We start from the raw sequence: 15,685 nt of genomic DNA, 5'->3' as shown, positions 1-15,685 counted from the left end.
GGGCGGATGAGTTCAGGGGTGCCGATGAGTCGGGGGTGCGAGGTCGTCGTCGAGGGGCCGGGCAGACACCGGCTCGCGCCGCACACACCGGCGGCTCCCGGAGCGGGTGAGGTGAGGATCCGGGTGCACGCGGTGGGTATCTGCGGCAGTGACCGCGAGGTCTACCGGGGCAACCGGCCCGAGGGATACGTCCGTTACCCCGTCGTCCCCGGACATGAGTGGTCCGGGACCGTCGAGGCGGTCGGTGCCGATGTGCCCGGGGCGCTCGTGGGCCGCAAGGTCGTCGGTGAGGGTTTCCGCGCCTGCCAGGTCTGCGACCGCTGCCACGCGGGTGAGACCACGCTGTGCACGGCCGGGTACGAGGAGACCGGGTTCACCCGGCCCGGCGCCATGGCACCGACCCTGACGCTTCCCGCCCGGCTGCTCCATGTCCTGCCCGACGGAGCCGACTTGACCGCCGCCGCCCTCCTTGAGCCGGCCGCCTGCGTCGCCGCCGCCGCGCTCAAGGCGGGGGTGCGGCCGGGTGAGCGGGTCGCCGTGGTGGGCACCGGCACCCTCGGCATGCTGGCGGTCCAGTTCCTGAGCGCGGTGTCGCCTGCCGAGCTGCTCGTGGTCGGTACCGATCCGGGCCGCGCCGCACTCGCGGTGGACTTCGGCGCGACCGGCTTCCGTACCTGGGACGAGGAACCGCCCGGCGGCTTCGATGTCGTCATCGAGGCCGCCGGCTCGGCGTCCGCCGCGCGCACCGCCGCATCGCTGCTCCGGCGCGGCGGACGCCTCGTCCTCACGGGGATCCCGGCGCCGGGCGCCGAAGGACTCGACCCCACCGATCTCGTCGTACGGCAGCTTGAGGTGCACACCGTGTTCGGGGCGCCGCCCGCCGCCTGGGCGCATGCGGTACGGGTGTTCGCCGCCGGGCTGCTCACCCCGCTGCCGCTGATCACGCACGAGCTGCCGCTCCACGAGTTCCCGGACGCCATCGAGCTGGTGGGATCCGGGTCGCCCAAGGTCGGCAAGGTTCTGCTCCGCCCCTGACTCCTGATTCCACTCACCTGGCAGCCGGAACTTTCCACGCCCAACAACTCGAACACTGTCCGATATGTCGAACGACGGATCAGGAACGCGAGGACAGCTGGTGACCGATGTCTTCCCCACGGCGGCCCGCCGACCCGGTGAGCGGGCGCTCGCCGCGCTCGGCCTGGGCGCGCCCGCCCTCTCCCCCGACGACGCCTCGCCGCACACCTTCCCCGGCGGTGGCCGCTGGCGCACCGAGGTGCCCTCCGTCGAGGGGCCGGAGGCGCTGGCCGTGGTCCTCAAGGAGTCGTCCCGGCTCGATGTGCCGATCCACCGGATCAGCCAGGGCAGCGGTGTGTGGATGCTGACCGACGCCGAGATCACCGAGATGGTCGAGGCCACCGCCGAGCGCGGCATCGAGCTGTGTCTGTTCACAGGGCCGCGCGGCACCTGGGACACCGGCGCCTCCGTCCGCACCGACTCACGCGGCGCCGGACTGCGGGCCCGTGGCCATGACGCGGTCGCCGGCTGTGTCGAGGACGCCGTCCGTGCCGCCGAGCTGGGCGTCGGCTGTCTTCTCGTCGCGGACGAAGGCGTGCTGTGGACGCTGCACCGGGCGCGGGCCGCCGGGCTGCTCCCGGCCGGCACGACGCTGAAGGTGTCGGCGCTGATCGGCCCGGTCAACCCGGCCTCGTACGCCGTGTACGAGCAGTTGGGCGCCGACTCCGTGAACGTGCCGAGCGATCTGACGCTGGATCACCTCACCGAGATCCGGCGGGTGAGCGCGGCGCCCATGGACATGTACATCGAGGCGCCCGACGACCTCGGCGGTTATGTGCGGATGTACGAGGTCGCCGAGCTGATCCGGCGCGGGGCGCCGCTCTATCTCAAGTTCGGCCTGTCCAGGGCCCCCGGCATCTATCCGTACGGCCTCCATCTGCGGGATCTGGCCCTGGACTCGGCACGGGAGCGGGTGCGGCGCGGCCGGCTCGCTCTCGACCTGCTCGCCCGGCACGGCGCGGACGGCGACATGGCGCCGCTCGGCACCCGGCTGCCCGGCCCGCTGCACCGCTTCCCCACCCAGCCGCCTCCCGTCGGCCCCACCACCCCTCTCCACGACGAGCAGAACAGGAACTGATCACCATGCGTAACCGCAGAGCAGTCCTCGCCGCGACCGCCGGGGCCGCGTCCCTCGCCCTCGCTCTCTCCGCCTGCGGACAGAGCGGTTCGGGCGGCAGCAAGGAGGACAAGAAGAGCGCCGGGGACACCACGGTCGGGATCGCGATGCCCACCAAGTCGTCGGAACGCTGGATCGCCGACGGGGCGAACGTCGTCAAGGACCTCAAGGCGGCCGGGTACAAGACCAAGTTGGTGTACGGCGAGGACGACCCTGACACCCAGGTGTCGCAGATCGAGAACATGATCACGCAGGGGGTCGGTGCCCTGGTGATCGCGGCCATCGACAACAAGTCCCTGGACAATGTGCTCCAGCAGGCCGCCGACGCCAAGATCCCGGTGATCTCCTACGACCGGCTGATCCTCGGCACCAAGAACGTCGACTACTACGCGTCGTTCGACAACGAGAAGGTCGGCGAACTCCAGGGCACCTACATCCTGGACAAGCTCGGCCTCCAGGACGGCAGCGAGAAGGGCCCGTTCACCATCGAGCTGTTCGCCGGCTCGAACGACGACAACAACACGAAGTACTTCTTCGGCGGCGCGATGAAGGTGCTCCAGCCCTTCATCGACAAGAAGCAACTGGTCGTCAAGTCCGGGCAGACCAAACTCAACCAGGTCACCACGTTGCGCTGGGACGGCGGCACCGCGCAGAAGCGCATGGACGACCTACTGACGTCGGCATACGCGAAGTCCCGGGTCGACGCGGTGCTCTCGCCGTACGACGGCATCTCCATCGGCATCCTGTCGGCGCTGAAGTCCGACGACTACGGCTCCGGGAGCAAGCCGCTGCCGGTCGTCACCGGTCAGGACGCCGAAGTCGCCTCGGTGAAGTCGATCATCGCGGGTGAGCAGACACAGACCGTCTACAAGGACATCCGCAAGCTCGCCGAGGTCGCCACGGACATGGTCGACTCCGCACTCAAGGGCAAGAAGCCGGAGATCAACGACACCACGACGTACGACAACGGCGACAAGGTCGTGCCCGCCTATCTGCTCCAGCCGGTGAGCGTCGACAAGAGCAATTACCAGAAGGAGCTGGTCGATTCCGGCTATCTCAAGGCGGGCGACCTCCAGTGACCACGGTGCCGGGCCCCGTCCTGGAAATGCGCGCGATCGTCAAGACCTTCCCCGGCGTCAAGGCGCTCTCGGACGTCTCGCTGAGCGTCAGGGCGGGCGAGGTCCACGCCATCTGCGGTGAGAACGGCGCGGGAAAGTCGACCCTGATGAAGGTGCTCTCCGGCGTCCACCCGTACGGCAGCTACGAGGGCGATGTCCTCTTCGAGGGGGAGACCTGCCGCTTCCGGGACATCCGGGCGAGCGAGCGGCAGGGCATCGTGATCATCCACCAGGAGCTTGCGCTGGTGCCGTATCTGTCCGTCGCCGAGAACATCTTCCTCGGCAACGAGCACGCCAGGCACGGGCTCATCGACTGGAACGACACGCTCAGGCATGCCACCGCGCTCCTGCGCAGGGTCGGCCTGGACGAGCATCCGGGGACCCGGGTCGCCGACATCGGCGTCGGCAAGCAGCAGTTGGTCGAGATCGCGAAGGCGCTGTCGAAGTCGGTGAAGCTGCTGATACTCGACGAGCCGACGGCGGCCCTCAACGACGAGGACAGCGGCAAACTCCTCGCTCTCATCCTGGAGTTGAAGACCCAGGGCGTCACCTCGATCATCATCTCGCACAAGCTGGGCGAGATCGCCCGGGTCGCCGACGCGGTGACCATCCTGCGCGACGGCCGCTCCGTCGAGACCCTGGACGTGCGGGCCCCGGAGACCACCGAGGAACGCATCATCCACGGCATGGTGGGCCGCGACCTCGACCACCGCTTCCCCGAACGCACCCCGCACCGACCGGAGGCGGGCGCCGCGTCGGCCCTGGAGATCCGCCACTGGACGGTGCACCACCCGATCGACCAGCAGCGCAAGGTGGTTGACGATGTGTCATTGACCGTGCGGCGCGGTGAGATCGTCGGCATCGCCGGTCTGATGGGCGCGGGCCGCACCGAACTCGCGATGAGCGTCTTCGGCCGGACCTACGGCCGGTACGCGGGTGGCACGGTGCTCAAGGACGGCCGGGAGATCCGTACCAGGACCGTGCCGGAGGCGGTCGCGCACGGGATCGCGTATGTCACCGAGGACCGCAAGCACTACGGGCTGAACCTCATCGACACCATCGGCCGGAACATCTCGCTGAGCGCCCTCGCCAAGGTCGCCCGGCGGGGCATCGTCGACGAGCACGAGGAACGGCGGGTCGCCGAGGGCTTCCGTACCTCCATGAACATCAAGGCGCCCACGGTCTTCGAGCCGGTCGGCAGGCTGTCCGGCGGCAATCAGCAGAAGGTCGTCCTCAGCAAGTGGATCTTCGCGGGCCCCGATGTGCTGCTCCTGGACGAGCCGACGCGCGGCATCGACGTGGGCGCCAAGTACGAGATCTACACCGTCATCGACGAACTGGCCGCGCGGGGCAAGGCGGTGGTCTTCATCTCGTCGGAACTCCCCGAACTGCTGGGCATGTGCGACCGCATCTACACGATGGCCGCCGGACGGCTGACCGGTGAGGTCCCGAGGGCCGAGGCCACACAGGAGGCGCTGATGCGCCGGATGACCAGGGACAACCCGAGGACCGGGGACGAGCCGACGACCGAGGGCTTGCGGACGACCGGGGACTCGCGGACGACCGGGGACTCGCGGACGGCGCGGGACGAGAGGGAGCAGAGATGAGTACGGATGTGACCGCCACGACCCCGGCCCCCGCGCCGCCGGGAAGGAGCGGCCCGGCCGGCGGCGACGGCCTGTGGAGGCTGCTGCTCGACGGGGCGCGCCGCAACATGCGGCAGTACGGCATGCTGATCGCGCTCGGCCTGATCGTGTGCCTCTTCGCGGCCTGGACCGGCGGCGATCTGCTCCTGCCGCGCAATGTGTCCAACCTGGTGCTCCAGAACAGCTACATCCTGATCCTCGCGATCGGCATGATGCTGGTCATCATCGCCGGGCACATCGATCTGTCGGTCGGCTCGCTCACGGCGTTCGTGGGTGCGGTGGCGGCCGTGCTGATGGTCGAGCACCGGGTGGCCTGGCCGCTGGCCGTGCTGCTGTGCCTGGCCCTGGGGGCGGCGGCCGGGGCGATGCAGGGCTTCTTCATCGCGTATCTCGGGATCCCGTCGTTCATCGTCACGCTCGCCGGGATGCTCCTCTTCCGCGGTCTGACCGAGATCTTCCTCAAGGGCCAGACGCTCGGGCCCTTCCCCGACGGTCTCCAGAAGGTCGCGAACGGCTTCCTGCCCGAGGTGGGGCCCACCACCAACTACCACAACCTCACGCTGCTCCTCGGCCTCGCCGTGATCGTGTTCGTCGTGTACCAGGAGGTCCGGGACCGTGGGCGCCAGCGGGAGTTCGCCCTCGATGTGCTGCCGGCGCGGCTGTTCGCGCTCAAGCTCGTGGCGCTGGTCTCCGCCGTCCTCGTCGTCACGCTGCTGCTCGCCAGCTACAAGGGCGCGCCGGTGGTGCTGCTGATCCTGGGTGTCCTGGTCGTCGGCTTCGGCCATGTGATGCGCAATGCCGTCATCGGCCGTCATGTGTACGCGATCGGCGGCAATCTGCCCGCGGCGAAGCTGTCGGGCGTGAAGGACCGGAAGGTCACCTTTCTGGTCTTCCTCAACATGGGCATGCTCGCGGCGCTGGCGGGCCTGGTCTTCGCGGCCCGGTTCAACGCGGCCTCGCCCAAGGCGGGCGTGAACTTCGAACTGGAGGCGATCGCCGCGTCGTTCATCGGCGGCGCGTCCATGAGCGGCGGCGTCGGCACGGTGCTCGGCGCGATCATCGGCGGTGTGGTCCTGGGCGTGCTCAACAACGGGATGAACCTCGTCGGCATCGGCACCGACTGGCAGCAGGTCATCAAGGGGCTGGTGCTGCTCGCGGCGGTCGGATTCGACGTGTGGAACAAGCGGAGGGTCGGTTCCTAGGTCGTGTCCGCGGCCGGTCATCCCGCGCTGCGCAGCCCCAGCCGCTCGGACAGCTCGCCGGCCCCCCGCACGGCGAGCTGTTCCAGCTCCGCCCGCCGGTCGTCGCTCCAACGGATCATCGGTACGGAGACGGAGAGTGCCGCGACGACCTGTCCCGTGCGGTCGCGTACCGGGGCCGCGACACAGCTGACGTCCGGATTGGACTCGCGGCTCTCCACGGCGACGCCCCGGGCACGGATCTCGGCGAGCGCGGTGCGCAGGGCGGCCGGGTCGGTGATGCTGTTGGGCGTCATCGCGACCAGCTCCACGCCGTCGGGGACGCGTGCGGCGAGTTCGGGCTCGGGGAGCGAGGCGAGCAGCATCTTGCCGACGGATGTGCAGTGTGCTGGCAGCCGCCGGCCCGCCGCGGACACCATGCGTACGGCGTGCGTGGAGTCCACCTTCGCGATGTAGATGACGTCGGTGTCTTCGAGGATCGCCACATGGACGGTCTCGTCGCAGGTCTCGGCGACGGAGCGGGCCACCTGCTGTCCCTCGGCAGCGAGGTCGAGCTGTTCGGCGTAGCGGCTGCCGAGCTGGTACGGCCGTACGCCGAGCCGGTAGCGTCCCGGGCGGCCCGGCACCGGGACGAGGTAGGAGCGGGCGGTGAGGGTGACGACCAGTTCGTGCACCGTCGTCCGGGGCAGGTCGAGCTTGCGCACGATCTCGGGGGCGGAGAGGGTGCCGTCCCCGTCGAGGAACAGCTCCAGGATGTCGAGTGCGCGGGTCACGGCAGGTACGAGGCGGCCCACGACCGACCCTCCCTTTGTTCGATATTTCAACAACTGACCGAAATGGCGAACACAGCGTATCCATAGGGGTCTTGGGCGGGCAATGGGTCGGCTCACCCGTAGGCGTGGAGGGTGCGGTGGCTCAGCGGGGAGAAGGATCGTTCGGCGCGCCCCTCGTGCCGGGCGAATCCGGCCTCTTCTCCGGCTCCCTCTCCGCCGCGACCTGTGGCTAGACTGTCTCGCCGCTCATGACCTCGGTGGTGCCGGAGGCGGGCAGCGGGTTCGCGGTGCACCGCCCCTCCGGCGCCCCGGTGCGGCAAGCGGAAAGGGGGCCCTGGCATGGCCGTCTGTCTGGTGGTGATGGCCGCCGTCGCGCTGACGGCCGCCTTGGCGCTCCCCCGTGTCCTGACCCGGGTGACCTGGGCCGAGCGGGAGCCCGTTCTCGCGTTGTGGGTGTGGCAATGCCTGGTCGCCACCGTCCTGTTGAGCTGTCTGTCCGCCCTCCTGCTGGGCTCGACGGCCGTCTTCCGCTCCGTGCGCGCCTACGCTTTCGCGCCCGCGCCCCCGAGGGTCATCGCCGCGTACGCGCCCGGCGCCGCGCCCGCCTGGGTCACCGTGCTGACGCTGCTGCTCGCCTGCGGTGCGGCCTGGTCGGGCGCGATGCTGGTGCGCGAGATCGTCGAGGCCCGCAGGCGACGGGACCTGCGCCGCGAGGATCTGCGCGAGCGCGCCCCCGAGCTGCCGGAGTGGCTGCCGGACGCGGTGCCGGACGGCCCGCCGGTCGCGCACGGCCCGCTGCTCGTCCTCGAAGACGAGTATCCCGACGCCTGGTTGATGCGGGGCGCGGCGCCGCGCCTCGTGGTCACCACCGGTGCGCTGCGCCGGCTGACCGATCCGCAGCTCGACGCGGTACTCGCCCACGAGCTGGGGCACGCGCACGCCCGGCACGACTGGCTGCTCCAGCTCTCCACGGCACTGGCGACGGGCTTCCCGAGGGTCCCGCTGTTCGCCCACTTCCGCGACCAGACGTACCGGCTGGTCGAACTCGCCGCCGACGACACGGCGTCGCGCCGCTGCGGTCACCTCACCACGGCGCTCGCGCTCATCGAACTCAACCAGCACCGGGGTGTGTTGTCCTGCTCGTCGACCCGGCGGCTGTTCGGCGACCGGGTGCAGCGGCTGCTCGAACCACCGCCCCGGCTCGCCCGCACCCGTCGGACCGCCACCTCGCTGGCCGCCGCCCTCGCGCCCCTCGTCCCTGTGCTGATCGCCCTCGCCCCGGCCCTGACAGCGCTCGGCTGACCGCGCTCGGCTGACCGCTTTCGCGGACGGCCGGCGGTCTGATGAACTCGTCGCATGACTGCCCCGCTCACCGGAGTCCTCCGCGCACTGGACGAGTTCAACGCGGCCCACCCCTGGGACCACAACGCCCACTACCACCGCTGGATCCTGCGGCAGTTGCCCCGGCGCTTCGCCCGTGCCATGGACGTCGGCTCCGGCACCGGCGACCTGGCACGACTGCTCGCCACCCGTGCGGCGTCCACCCAGGGTGTCGACGTGGACCCGGCGATCGTCGCCCAGGCACGGGACCTGACACCTCCCGGCGCCCCGGTGACCTTCACGACCGGGGACGCGGGCACCGACCTGCCGTCCGGCCCCTATGACGTCATCACGTGCGTCGCCACGATCCACCATCTGCCCTTCACCGACACGCTCGCCCTGTTGCGCCGCCATCTGGCGCCCGGCGGCACCCTGGTGGTGGTCGGCCTCTATCGGGAGCGGTCCCTCGGCGACCACCTGCTCGGCGCCGCCGCGTCACTTCTGAACATCGTGACGGGCTGGCTCAAGAACAGAGGTCGCCGCACGCCGGGGCCGGTGTCGATGACCGCCCGGGTCCGGCCGGCGACCATGACCTTCCCCGACGTCGTCCGCGAGGCCCGCCGCGTACTGCCCGGCGCACACCTGCGCCGTCGGCTGTTCTGGCGCTACACGCTGGTCTGGCGCGAGAGCTGACCGTCCCTTCCTGCCGCTACGGCGGCGAGCCGGTGGGCGCCCGCGAAAATGGGCTGCGGATCCCTGGCACCCCCTGTATGAAGACCTCATGGTGTCTTCCGACCGGCTGCTGGCGTTCGCGGCCATGTCCTTCTTGTTGATCGTGATTCCCGGGCCCAGCGTCCTGTTCGTGATCGGGCGGGCGCTGGCGCAGGGGCGTCGGGCCGCGCTGACGACGGTCGTCGGGAACACCCTCGGTGCGTACGTGCTCGTGGTCGCCGTCGCGTTCGGGGTCGGGGCCGTGGTGGAGCGCTCGGTGCTGGTGTTCACGGTACTGAAGCTGGTGGGCGCCGCGTACCTGGTGTATCTGGGCGTCAAGGCGTGGCGGCAACGCGGTTCGCTGCACGCCGCGTTCACCGGTGACGGTCCGGCGCACAGTGGCCTGCGGACGCTCGCGGAGGGCTTCGCGGTCGGCGTCGCCAACCCCAAGACCATCGTGTTCTTCGCCGCCGTACTCCCGCAGTTCGTGGACCGCGCGCAAGGGCATGTCGCCGCGCAGATGCTGATCCTGGGCCTCGTCTTCAACATCATCGCGGTGGCGTCGGACAGTGTGTGGGGCCTGGTCGCCGCGACCACCCGCACCTGGTTCGCGCGCTCCCCGCAGCGGCTCTCGCTGATCGGCGGGGTCGGCGGCCTCACGATGATCGGCCTGGGAGTGACGGTGGCTGCTACGGGCCGCAAGGACTAGGAGCGCCCCGGTGGGACATCTGCCCGTCGACGTTCGCGCCTCGCTGCGGTTCTTCGCCTTCTATCTGGCGAACGGCACTCTCGACGTCGACCTGCTCGACGGCATCGACTACCGGCCGACGCTCTTCCGGTTCGGTTCGTCCCTGGAGCAGGTGTTCGCGATCTACGGCAATGTGCTGGAAGTCGACGCGGACGGCCGGGTGTTGAACGACGGGGACGCCCAGTACCGCGCCGCACAGTGGATTCGGGCCCACTGCGACCCGGGGTATCGGGTCGACCCGCCGTTCGAGGCGTGGGAGACCGAACTCCACGGGCCCTGACGAGGGCGGGCCGGCGGCGCACGGTTCGGTGTGCGCCGCCGGGAGCGGTTCAGCGCTTGCGGGCCACCCCGACATAGACCGGCACCGGGGTGTCTCCGGCCGGGGGCTGGTCCGGGCCGAGGTCCGGGTTCCAGTCGGGGGCCAGGGCGAGGCCCGGCTCCACCAGGTCCATGCCGTCGAAGAACTGCTCGACCTCCTTCTTCGTGCGGGGGCGGAGGGTCGAACCGGCGCGGCGGTACCGGGCGACGACCTCCGCGCTCTCCTCGGGCGCGAAGTCACCCGTCACATGGGCGATGACGAGGTAACTGCCCGCCGGGAGCGCGTCGACCAGGCGGCTCACTATCCCGTAGGCGTCGTCCTCGTCCCCCACGAAGTGCAGCAGCGCGATGAGGGAGAGCGCGATGGGCTGCTTGAAGTCGAGCGTCGCGCCGGCCTTCTCGACGATCTGCGCGGGATCGCGTACGTCCGCCTCGACGTAGTCCGTGCTGCCCTCCGGGGTGCTGTCCAGCAGGGCTTCCGCGTGGCGCAGCACGATCGGGTCGTTGTCCACGTACACGATGCGCGAGGTGGGGTCGGCCTGCTGGGCGATGCGGTGGAGGTTCGGCTCGGTGGGGATTCCCGTACCGATGTCCATGTACTGGCCGACGCCGCGGCCCGCGAGCCAGCGGGTGGCGCGGTGCATGAACCAGCGGTTGCTCATCGCCGTGTTCCTGACCGTGGGGTCGACGGCGATCATGCCTTCGGCGAACTCCTCGTCGACCACGTAGTTGGTCTTGCCGCCCAACAGGTAGTCGTACACGCGCGCCGGATGCATCTTGCTCGTGTCGATCCGAGCCGCCGCATCGAAACCATCGGTCATGGGACTACTCCACTTCCTGCCCTGGGGAACATGATCAGACTAGTTCCGGACCGCGTACTCCGGGAGACGTTCAGGGTAAGAGGTCAGGTTGTGGTGCGGCGCGCCAGGACCGCCGCCTGGGCGCGGTCGCGGCAGCCGGTCTTGGCCAGCAGGCGGCTGACGTGGCTTTTCACGGTGTGTTCGGAGACGGTGAGGCGCACGGCGATCTCGGCGTTGCTCAGTCCTTCGCCGACGAGGGCGAGGACATCGCGCTCGCGGCCGGTGAGGGCGGAGAGCCGCGCCACGTCGGCGGGGTCGGTGCGACCGGCCCTGCGGTGGGCGGCGTAGCCGCGGATGAGGCGGCCGGCGACGCTGGGGCTGAGGGCTCCGTCGCCGGCGGCGGTGGCCCGTACGGCGGCGGTGATCTCCTCGTACGAGGCGGACTTCAGCAGGAAACCGGCGGCGCCGCCCGCCAGCGCCTCGTCCACGTACTCGTCCATGTCGAACGTCGTCAGCATCAACACCCGCGTCCCGGCGAGGAGACCGCGTTCGGCGAGGCGCGCGAGCACCCACAGGCCGTCGTGGCCGGGCATGCGGACGTCAAGCATCAGCACGTCCGGGGTGAGGTCGGTGGTGAGCCGCAGGGCGTGGTCTCCGTCGGCGGCGGTGCCGGTGACGGCCAGGTCGGGCTGGATTTCGAGCATCAGGCGCAGACCGTCGCGTACGACACGCTCGTCGTCGGCGATGACGACGCGGACGGGCGGACGGTCAGCCGGCGGCAAGGTGGTCACCTCCGGTGCGTGCCGGGGTGGGGACGGCGGCGGTGACACGGAAGCGGCCGTCGGGGGCGTGTCCCGCCGTGAGGTCGCCGCCGAGGGCGGTGAAGCGTTCGCGCAGCCCGGCCAGTCCGACACCGGCGCCGGGGGCGGGCCGGTGCTCGCGGGGTGGCGGTCCGCAGTCGGCTTCGACGCGGGTCTCGTCGGGCGTGGTGCGGACGCGGAGGGTCATCTCGGCTCCGGGGGCGTGACGGCGGGCGTTGGCCAGGCATTCCTGGACGAGGCGGTAGGCCGCGAGCTGGACGGGTCGGGGCAGAGCGGTGGCCTCGGGGTCGATGGCGAGGCGCACGGGGGTGCCCGCCTGCTCCGCGTCCGCCACCAGCCGGGGCAGGTCGACGAGTTGCGGAGCCGGGGTGCGGGGTGCGGCCTCGCCGGTGGTGCCGCGCAGCACGCCGAGGAGTTCCCGCATCTCGCCGGTGGCCTGCCGTCCCGCCGCGGCCATCGCGTCGACGCCTTCGCGGGCCCAGGGCGGCAGTTCGGCGGAGCGGGCACGCATGGTCTCGGCGTGCACGACCAGCAGGGTCAGGGAGTGCGCGACGACGTCGTGCATGTCGCGGGCGATACGGGTGCGTTCGGCGGCGGCGGCGCGTTCGGCGCGCAGCCGCTGTTCGCGCTGCGCGTCGTCGGCGCGCCGCTCGGCGGTGGCGAGGCTGTCGCGGCGACCGCGGGCGGCCACGCCCAGGCCCCAGGCGGCGGGTAGCGGGGAGAGGACGGCGAGGACGTCGGAGCCGCCGCGCCAGTCGTTCGCGGCGGTGGCGTGGTTGACGCCGACGCCGATGACGACGAGCGCGGCGCCGCCGGTCAGGGCGGCGAGGGAGCGGCGCAGCGGGGTGTGGGCGCCGGTGGCGTAGAGGGCGAAGGCGAGCGGGAGCACCGTCAGCGGGCTGAGCTTGGTCTCGGCGGCGGCACACACGACTTGCGCGGTGCCGAGGGCGAGCAGGGTGGTGGCGAAGGCGGTGAGCGGCAGGCGGCGGCGTACGGCGAGGGCGCCCGCGGTGACGAGCGCGTAGAGGGACAGGGCCAGCCAGGCGCCGGACGAGGTGTCGGTGGTGGCCTGGTCGATGAAGGCGGGGGCGAGCGCGGCAAGGACGATCACCGCGTCGGCCGCGCGGCCCGCGAGGGGGTGGGGCTCCTTGTCGTCGTCGAACATCGCTCGTCTCTCGAATGGCGGGGGCACTCGTCTCGCGAAGGGCGGGGGCAAGTGCCCGCCGGTGCGGGACGGTTCGAGCCTAGGCAGCGGACGGTCCGCGTCGCCTCCTCCGTTCGGACGGGCCGTGCGCCGTGCGCCTGGTCCCCAGGAGTGAGGCGGCCCCTGCGGGATGCGCTCGATACGGCGATGTCCGGGGCAGGGTCGCGGAGGCGCAATGGGGGCATGCACCCTCCCACTCCGTCCTCGTCGGCCCGCGTCGACACCCCACGCCCGCCCACATCTGCGGAATCCACCCGGCTGGGCCGGGCCGTACGCCGCTGGAAGTGGTTCGTCCTGTTGGTGTGGGCGGCGCTGGCCGCCCTGGGTATGGTGCTCGCGGCCGGGCTGAGTGACGTACAGCGCGACGACGCGGCGGCCTATCTGCCCGGTGGCTACGAGTCGACGGTCGTGGCCCGGCTCGCCGAGCCGGATCCGGAGCGTCCGGAGGCGGAGACGGCGCTCGTCGTCTACAGCCGCACAGGGAACGCGCTGACGGACGCGGACCGGGCCGCCGTCGCCGAGGGGCGCGCGGCGGCTGCGGCCGTACGGGCCGAAGGCGTCGGCGAGCCGGGCGGGACGACGGTGTCCGACGACGGCAGGGCGGCGATGTTCCCGGTGGTCATCCAGCCGCAGGAGACCGGGGACGACACCGTGGACGAAGGTGTCGCGGCGCTCAGGACGGCCGTGCACGGCGAACTGCCCGGCGGTCTGCGGGTGCAGGTCGCCGGGGATGCGGCGCTGGGCGTGGACAACAGCGGCGGTGACGTCGACGCGGCGCTGATGCTGACCTCGATGGTGATCGTCGCGGTCCTGCTGCTGCTCACGTACCGCTCCCCGGTGCTGTGGCTGGTGCCGCTGCTCGCCGCGCTGATGGCGGTGATGGCCGCCTGTGGCACGGCCTACGGGCTGGCGAAGGCGGGGCTCGCCGTGACCGACCTGTCGTCGGCGATCCTCATCGTGCTGGTCTTCGGCGCGGCCACGGACTACGCCCTGCTGCTGCTCAACCGCTACCGCGAGGAGTTGGCCCGGTACGCCGACCGGCACGAGGCGATGGCCGAGGCGTTGCGCCGTACCTCGTCCGCGATCGTGGCGAGCGCCGGCACGGTGGTGGCCGGGCTGCTCTGTCTGCTGGTCGCCGATCTGGCCGGGCTGCGGGGGCTCGGGCCGGTCGCCGCCGCCGGGGTCGTCGTCGCCATGGTCGCGATGCTGACGCTGTTGCCGGCGCTGCTGGTGTGCGCGGGCCGTTGGCTGCTGTGGCCGCGTGTGCCGGCCCCGGGCCGGCCGCGCGGCGCGGACCGGCACCGCCTGTGGGCAGCCGTCGGCCGTACGGTGGTGCGCCGCCCGCGCCGGTACGCGCTGCTGGTCACCGCCGGACTCGGCGCGGCTGCCTTCGGCCTGACCGGTCTGCACACCAGCGCCGACCCGATGGACAAGGTCCCGCCGAACGCCGAGTCCGTCACCGGGACACACGTGCTCGCGGCGCACTTCCCCGAAGGTGTCTCGGCGCCCCTGACGGTGGTCCTGCCGAGGGGCGCCGACCGGTCCACGGTGGCCGCCGCCGGGAAAGTCACCGCGTCGGCCACGGATGTGGCGCGCGCCGAACCGGGCACCCCGCTCGACGCCAGGCCGACGATCACGGCGCAGCTCGACGTGTCCCCGTACGGCGACCGGGCCGCCGCCGCCATCGACAGCCTGCGGGCCGATCTCGCCGATGTCACCGACGGCGCGCTGGTCGGCGGCGGCCCGGCCGTCCAACTCGACTACAAGCAGGCCGCGTTGGACGACACACGGCGCATCGTGCCGCTGGTGCTGCTCGCCGTCGCGGTCGTCCTCGGGCTGCTGCTGCGCTCGCTCGTGGCCCCGCTGGTGCTGCTCGCGGCCAATGTCCTGTCGTTCGCCGCCGCGCTCGGCCTGTCCACGCTCGTCTTCACCCAGGTGATGAGCTTCGGCGGCGTGGCGGCGGACCTGTTCGTCTACATCTTCGTGTTCCTTGTCGCCCTCGGCGTCGACTACACGATCTTCCTGATGGAGCGGGTGCGCGAGGAGCGCCGGCACACGGCGAACACCGAGGCGGTACGGCGGGGGCTGGCCAGTACGGGCGGCGTCATCACCGCGGCCGGTCTGGTGCTCGCAGGCACCTTCGCCGCGCTCGGCCAGATCCCGGACGTGACGGTCGCCGAGGTCGGTATCGCGGTGGCGGTCGGCGTCCTCATCGACACCCTGCTCGTACGCTCCCTGCTGGTACCGGCGTTGGTCACCCTTCTCGGCGACCGCACCTGGTGGCCGACCCACCGGGCTGGCCGGGATCACCGTCGCTCGCGAGTGCCCGGGTGACACGGGCGGGACACGGGCGGGTTCGCGTATCAGGCGTGTCGGCCCCAGTGTCCGCGGTGGATGACTTCGTCCGCGCCGAGACGGCGCTCTTCGATACGCGGACTCTGCGGGGGCAGGTCGTCGGCACGGTGGCCGACGGTGATCCCGCCGATGGGGTCGTACTCATCGGGTATGCCGAACTCGGCGCGGAAGGGCCGCAGTTGTTCGGGCATGATCCCGAAGAAACAGGCACCGAGCCCTTCGTCGACGGAGGCCAGCAGCATCAGCAGGGCGGACATCCCTGTGTCGATGTACCAGTACGGGGCAGGCCACCGGGCTTCGGCGCGATCCTCCCACCCCTTGTCGGCCTCGGCGTAGCGTTCGAGATAGGCCGCCTTGTGGGCCAGGGCCTGTCGTCAAACTCCCGGCGTTCGCCCGGTAGGGCGGGCCGTGCGGCGTCTGGTGCGTGCGATCGCAAGGCGCCGGAAGGTCCTCGATGGGGGTCCCCCCTGGTCCTCAAGAC

15 protein-coding genes are annotated in these 15,685 nt (G+C 71.3%); 10 read left to right on the top strand and 5 right to left on the bottom strand.

What is annotated here, in order from left to right; genetic code table 11:
* Positions 1-24: 24 nt before the first annotated feature.
* The 5 genes from ACIQNU_RS41045 to mmsB all read left to right on the top strand — a co-directional run bounded on the left by ACIQNU_RS41045 (position 25) and on the right by mmsB (position 6,157).
* Positions 25-1,035, top strand: coding sequence for a zinc-binding dehydrogenase (locus ACIQNU_RS41045; protein ID WP_401376960.1), 1,011 nt, complete (start codon positions 25-27; stop codon positions 1,033-1,035).
* A 64-nt stretch (positions 1,036-1,099) separates the two neighbouring features.
* Positions 1,100-2,152, top strand: coding sequence for a hypothetical protein (locus tag ACIQNU_RS41040; RefSeq protein ID WP_401376957.1), 1,053 nt, complete (start codon positions 1,100-1,102; stop codon positions 2,150-2,152).
* Between the two features lie 5 nt (positions 2,153-2,157).
* Positions 2,158-3,270, top strand: a complete 1,113-nt coding sequence (chvE, locus tag ACIQNU_RS41035) for a multiple monosaccharide ABC transporter substrate-binding protein (RefSeq protein WP_401376955.1) — start codon at positions 2,158-2,160, stop codon at positions 3,268-3,270.
* 5 nt (positions 3,271-3,275) lie between these two features.
* Entirely contained in the window at positions 3,276-4,916 is a 1,641-nt protein-coding gene (gene mmsA, locus ACIQNU_RS41030; protein WP_401377116.1) for a multiple monosaccharide ABC transporter ATP-binding protein, read from the top strand.
* Positions 4,913-6,157, top strand: coding sequence for a multiple monosaccharide ABC transporter permease (mmsB, locus tag ACIQNU_RS41025; RefSeq protein ID WP_401376953.1), 1,245 nt, complete (start codon positions 4,913-4,915; stop codon positions 6,155-6,157). The genes mmsA and mmsB overlap by 4 nt, the downstream gene beginning before the upstream one ends.
* Positions 6,158-6,174: 17 nt before the next feature.
* Here mmsB and ACIQNU_RS41020 read toward each other — a convergent pair whose 3' ends face one another.
* Positions 6,175-6,948: an IclR family transcriptional regulator gene (locus tag ACIQNU_RS41020; protein WP_401376950.1), complete on the bottom strand. Its 774-nt coding sequence runs from the start codon at positions 6,946-6,948 to the stop codon at positions 6,175-6,177.
* Positions 6,949-7,266: 318 nt separating this feature from the next.
* On the opposite strand from ACIQNU_RS41020, the gene ACIQNU_RS41015 reads away from it, so the two are divergent.
* The 4 genes from ACIQNU_RS41015 (at position 7,267) to ACIQNU_RS41000 (ending at position 9,986) form a co-directional block, all read left to right on the top strand.
* On the top strand, positions 7,267-8,229 hold the full coding sequence (locus ACIQNU_RS41015; RefSeq protein WP_401376947.1) for a M56 family metallopeptidase: 963 nt from the start codon (positions 7,267-7,269) through the stop codon (positions 8,227-8,229).
* Positions 8,230-8,283: 54 nt separating this feature from the next.
* Positions 8,284-8,940, top strand: a complete 657-nt coding sequence (locus ACIQNU_RS41010) for a class I SAM-dependent methyltransferase (RefSeq protein WP_401376944.1) — start codon at positions 8,284-8,286, stop codon at positions 8,938-8,940.
* A gap of 88 nt (positions 8,941-9,028) precedes the next feature.
* A complete protein-coding gene (locus ACIQNU_RS41005; protein WP_401376942.1) occupies positions 9,029-9,667 on the top strand; it encodes a LysE family translocator in 639 nt (212 codons plus the stop codon).
* A gap of 10 nt (positions 9,668-9,677) precedes the next feature.
* Positions 9,678-9,986: a hypothetical protein gene (locus ACIQNU_RS41000; protein WP_401376939.1), complete on the top strand. Its 309-nt coding sequence runs from the start codon at positions 9,678-9,680 to the stop codon at positions 9,984-9,986.
* 49 nt (positions 9,987-10,035) lie between these two features.
* Here the strand turns inward: ACIQNU_RS41000 and ACIQNU_RS40995 are convergent, their stop codons facing one another.
* The 3 genes from ACIQNU_RS40995 to ACIQNU_RS40985 form a co-directional block, all read right to left on the bottom strand.
* Positions 10,036-10,845 carry an SAM-dependent methyltransferase gene (locus ACIQNU_RS40995; RefSeq protein ID WP_401376936.1) on the bottom strand — a complete coding sequence of 270 codons (810 nt, stop codon included), beginning with the start codon at positions 10,843-10,845 and terminating at the stop codon, positions 10,036-10,038.
* An 83-nt stretch (positions 10,846-10,928) separates the two neighbouring features.
* Positions 10,929-11,606 carry a response regulator gene (locus ACIQNU_RS40990; RefSeq protein WP_401376933.1) on the bottom strand — a complete coding sequence of 226 codons (678 nt, stop codon included), beginning with the start codon at positions 11,604-11,606 and terminating at the stop codon, positions 10,929-10,931.
* Positions 11,593-12,810, bottom strand: a complete 1,218-nt coding sequence (locus tag ACIQNU_RS40985) for a sensor histidine kinase (RefSeq protein ID WP_401376930.1) — start codon at positions 12,808-12,810, stop codon at positions 11,593-11,595. Before ACIQNU_RS40985 ends, ACIQNU_RS40990 begins: the two co-directional genes overlap by 14 nt.
* Positions 12,811-13,032: 222 nt before the next feature.
* Between ACIQNU_RS40985 and ACIQNU_RS40980 the strand changes: the two genes are divergently transcribed.
* On the top strand, positions 13,033-15,183 hold the full coding sequence (locus ACIQNU_RS40980; RefSeq protein ID WP_401376927.1) for an MMPL family transporter: 2,151 nt from the start codon (positions 13,033-13,035) through the stop codon (positions 15,181-15,183).
* 29 nt (positions 15,184-15,212) lie between these two features.
* Here the strand turns inward: ACIQNU_RS40980 and ACIQNU_RS40975 are convergent, their stop codons facing one another.
* Positions 15,213-15,569, bottom strand: a complete 357-nt coding sequence (locus ACIQNU_RS40975; protein WP_401377113.1) for a nitroreductase family protein — start codon at positions 15,567-15,569, stop codon at positions 15,213-15,215.
* Between the last annotated feature and the right edge of the window lie 116 nt (positions 15,570-15,685).

Source organism: Streptomyces sp. NPDC091292 (assembly GCF_044757265.1).
GTDB lineage: Bacteria > Actinomycetota > Actinomycetes > Streptomycetales > Streptomycetaceae > Streptomyces.
This window is presented reverse-complemented; position numbering and strand designations above follow the sequence as displayed.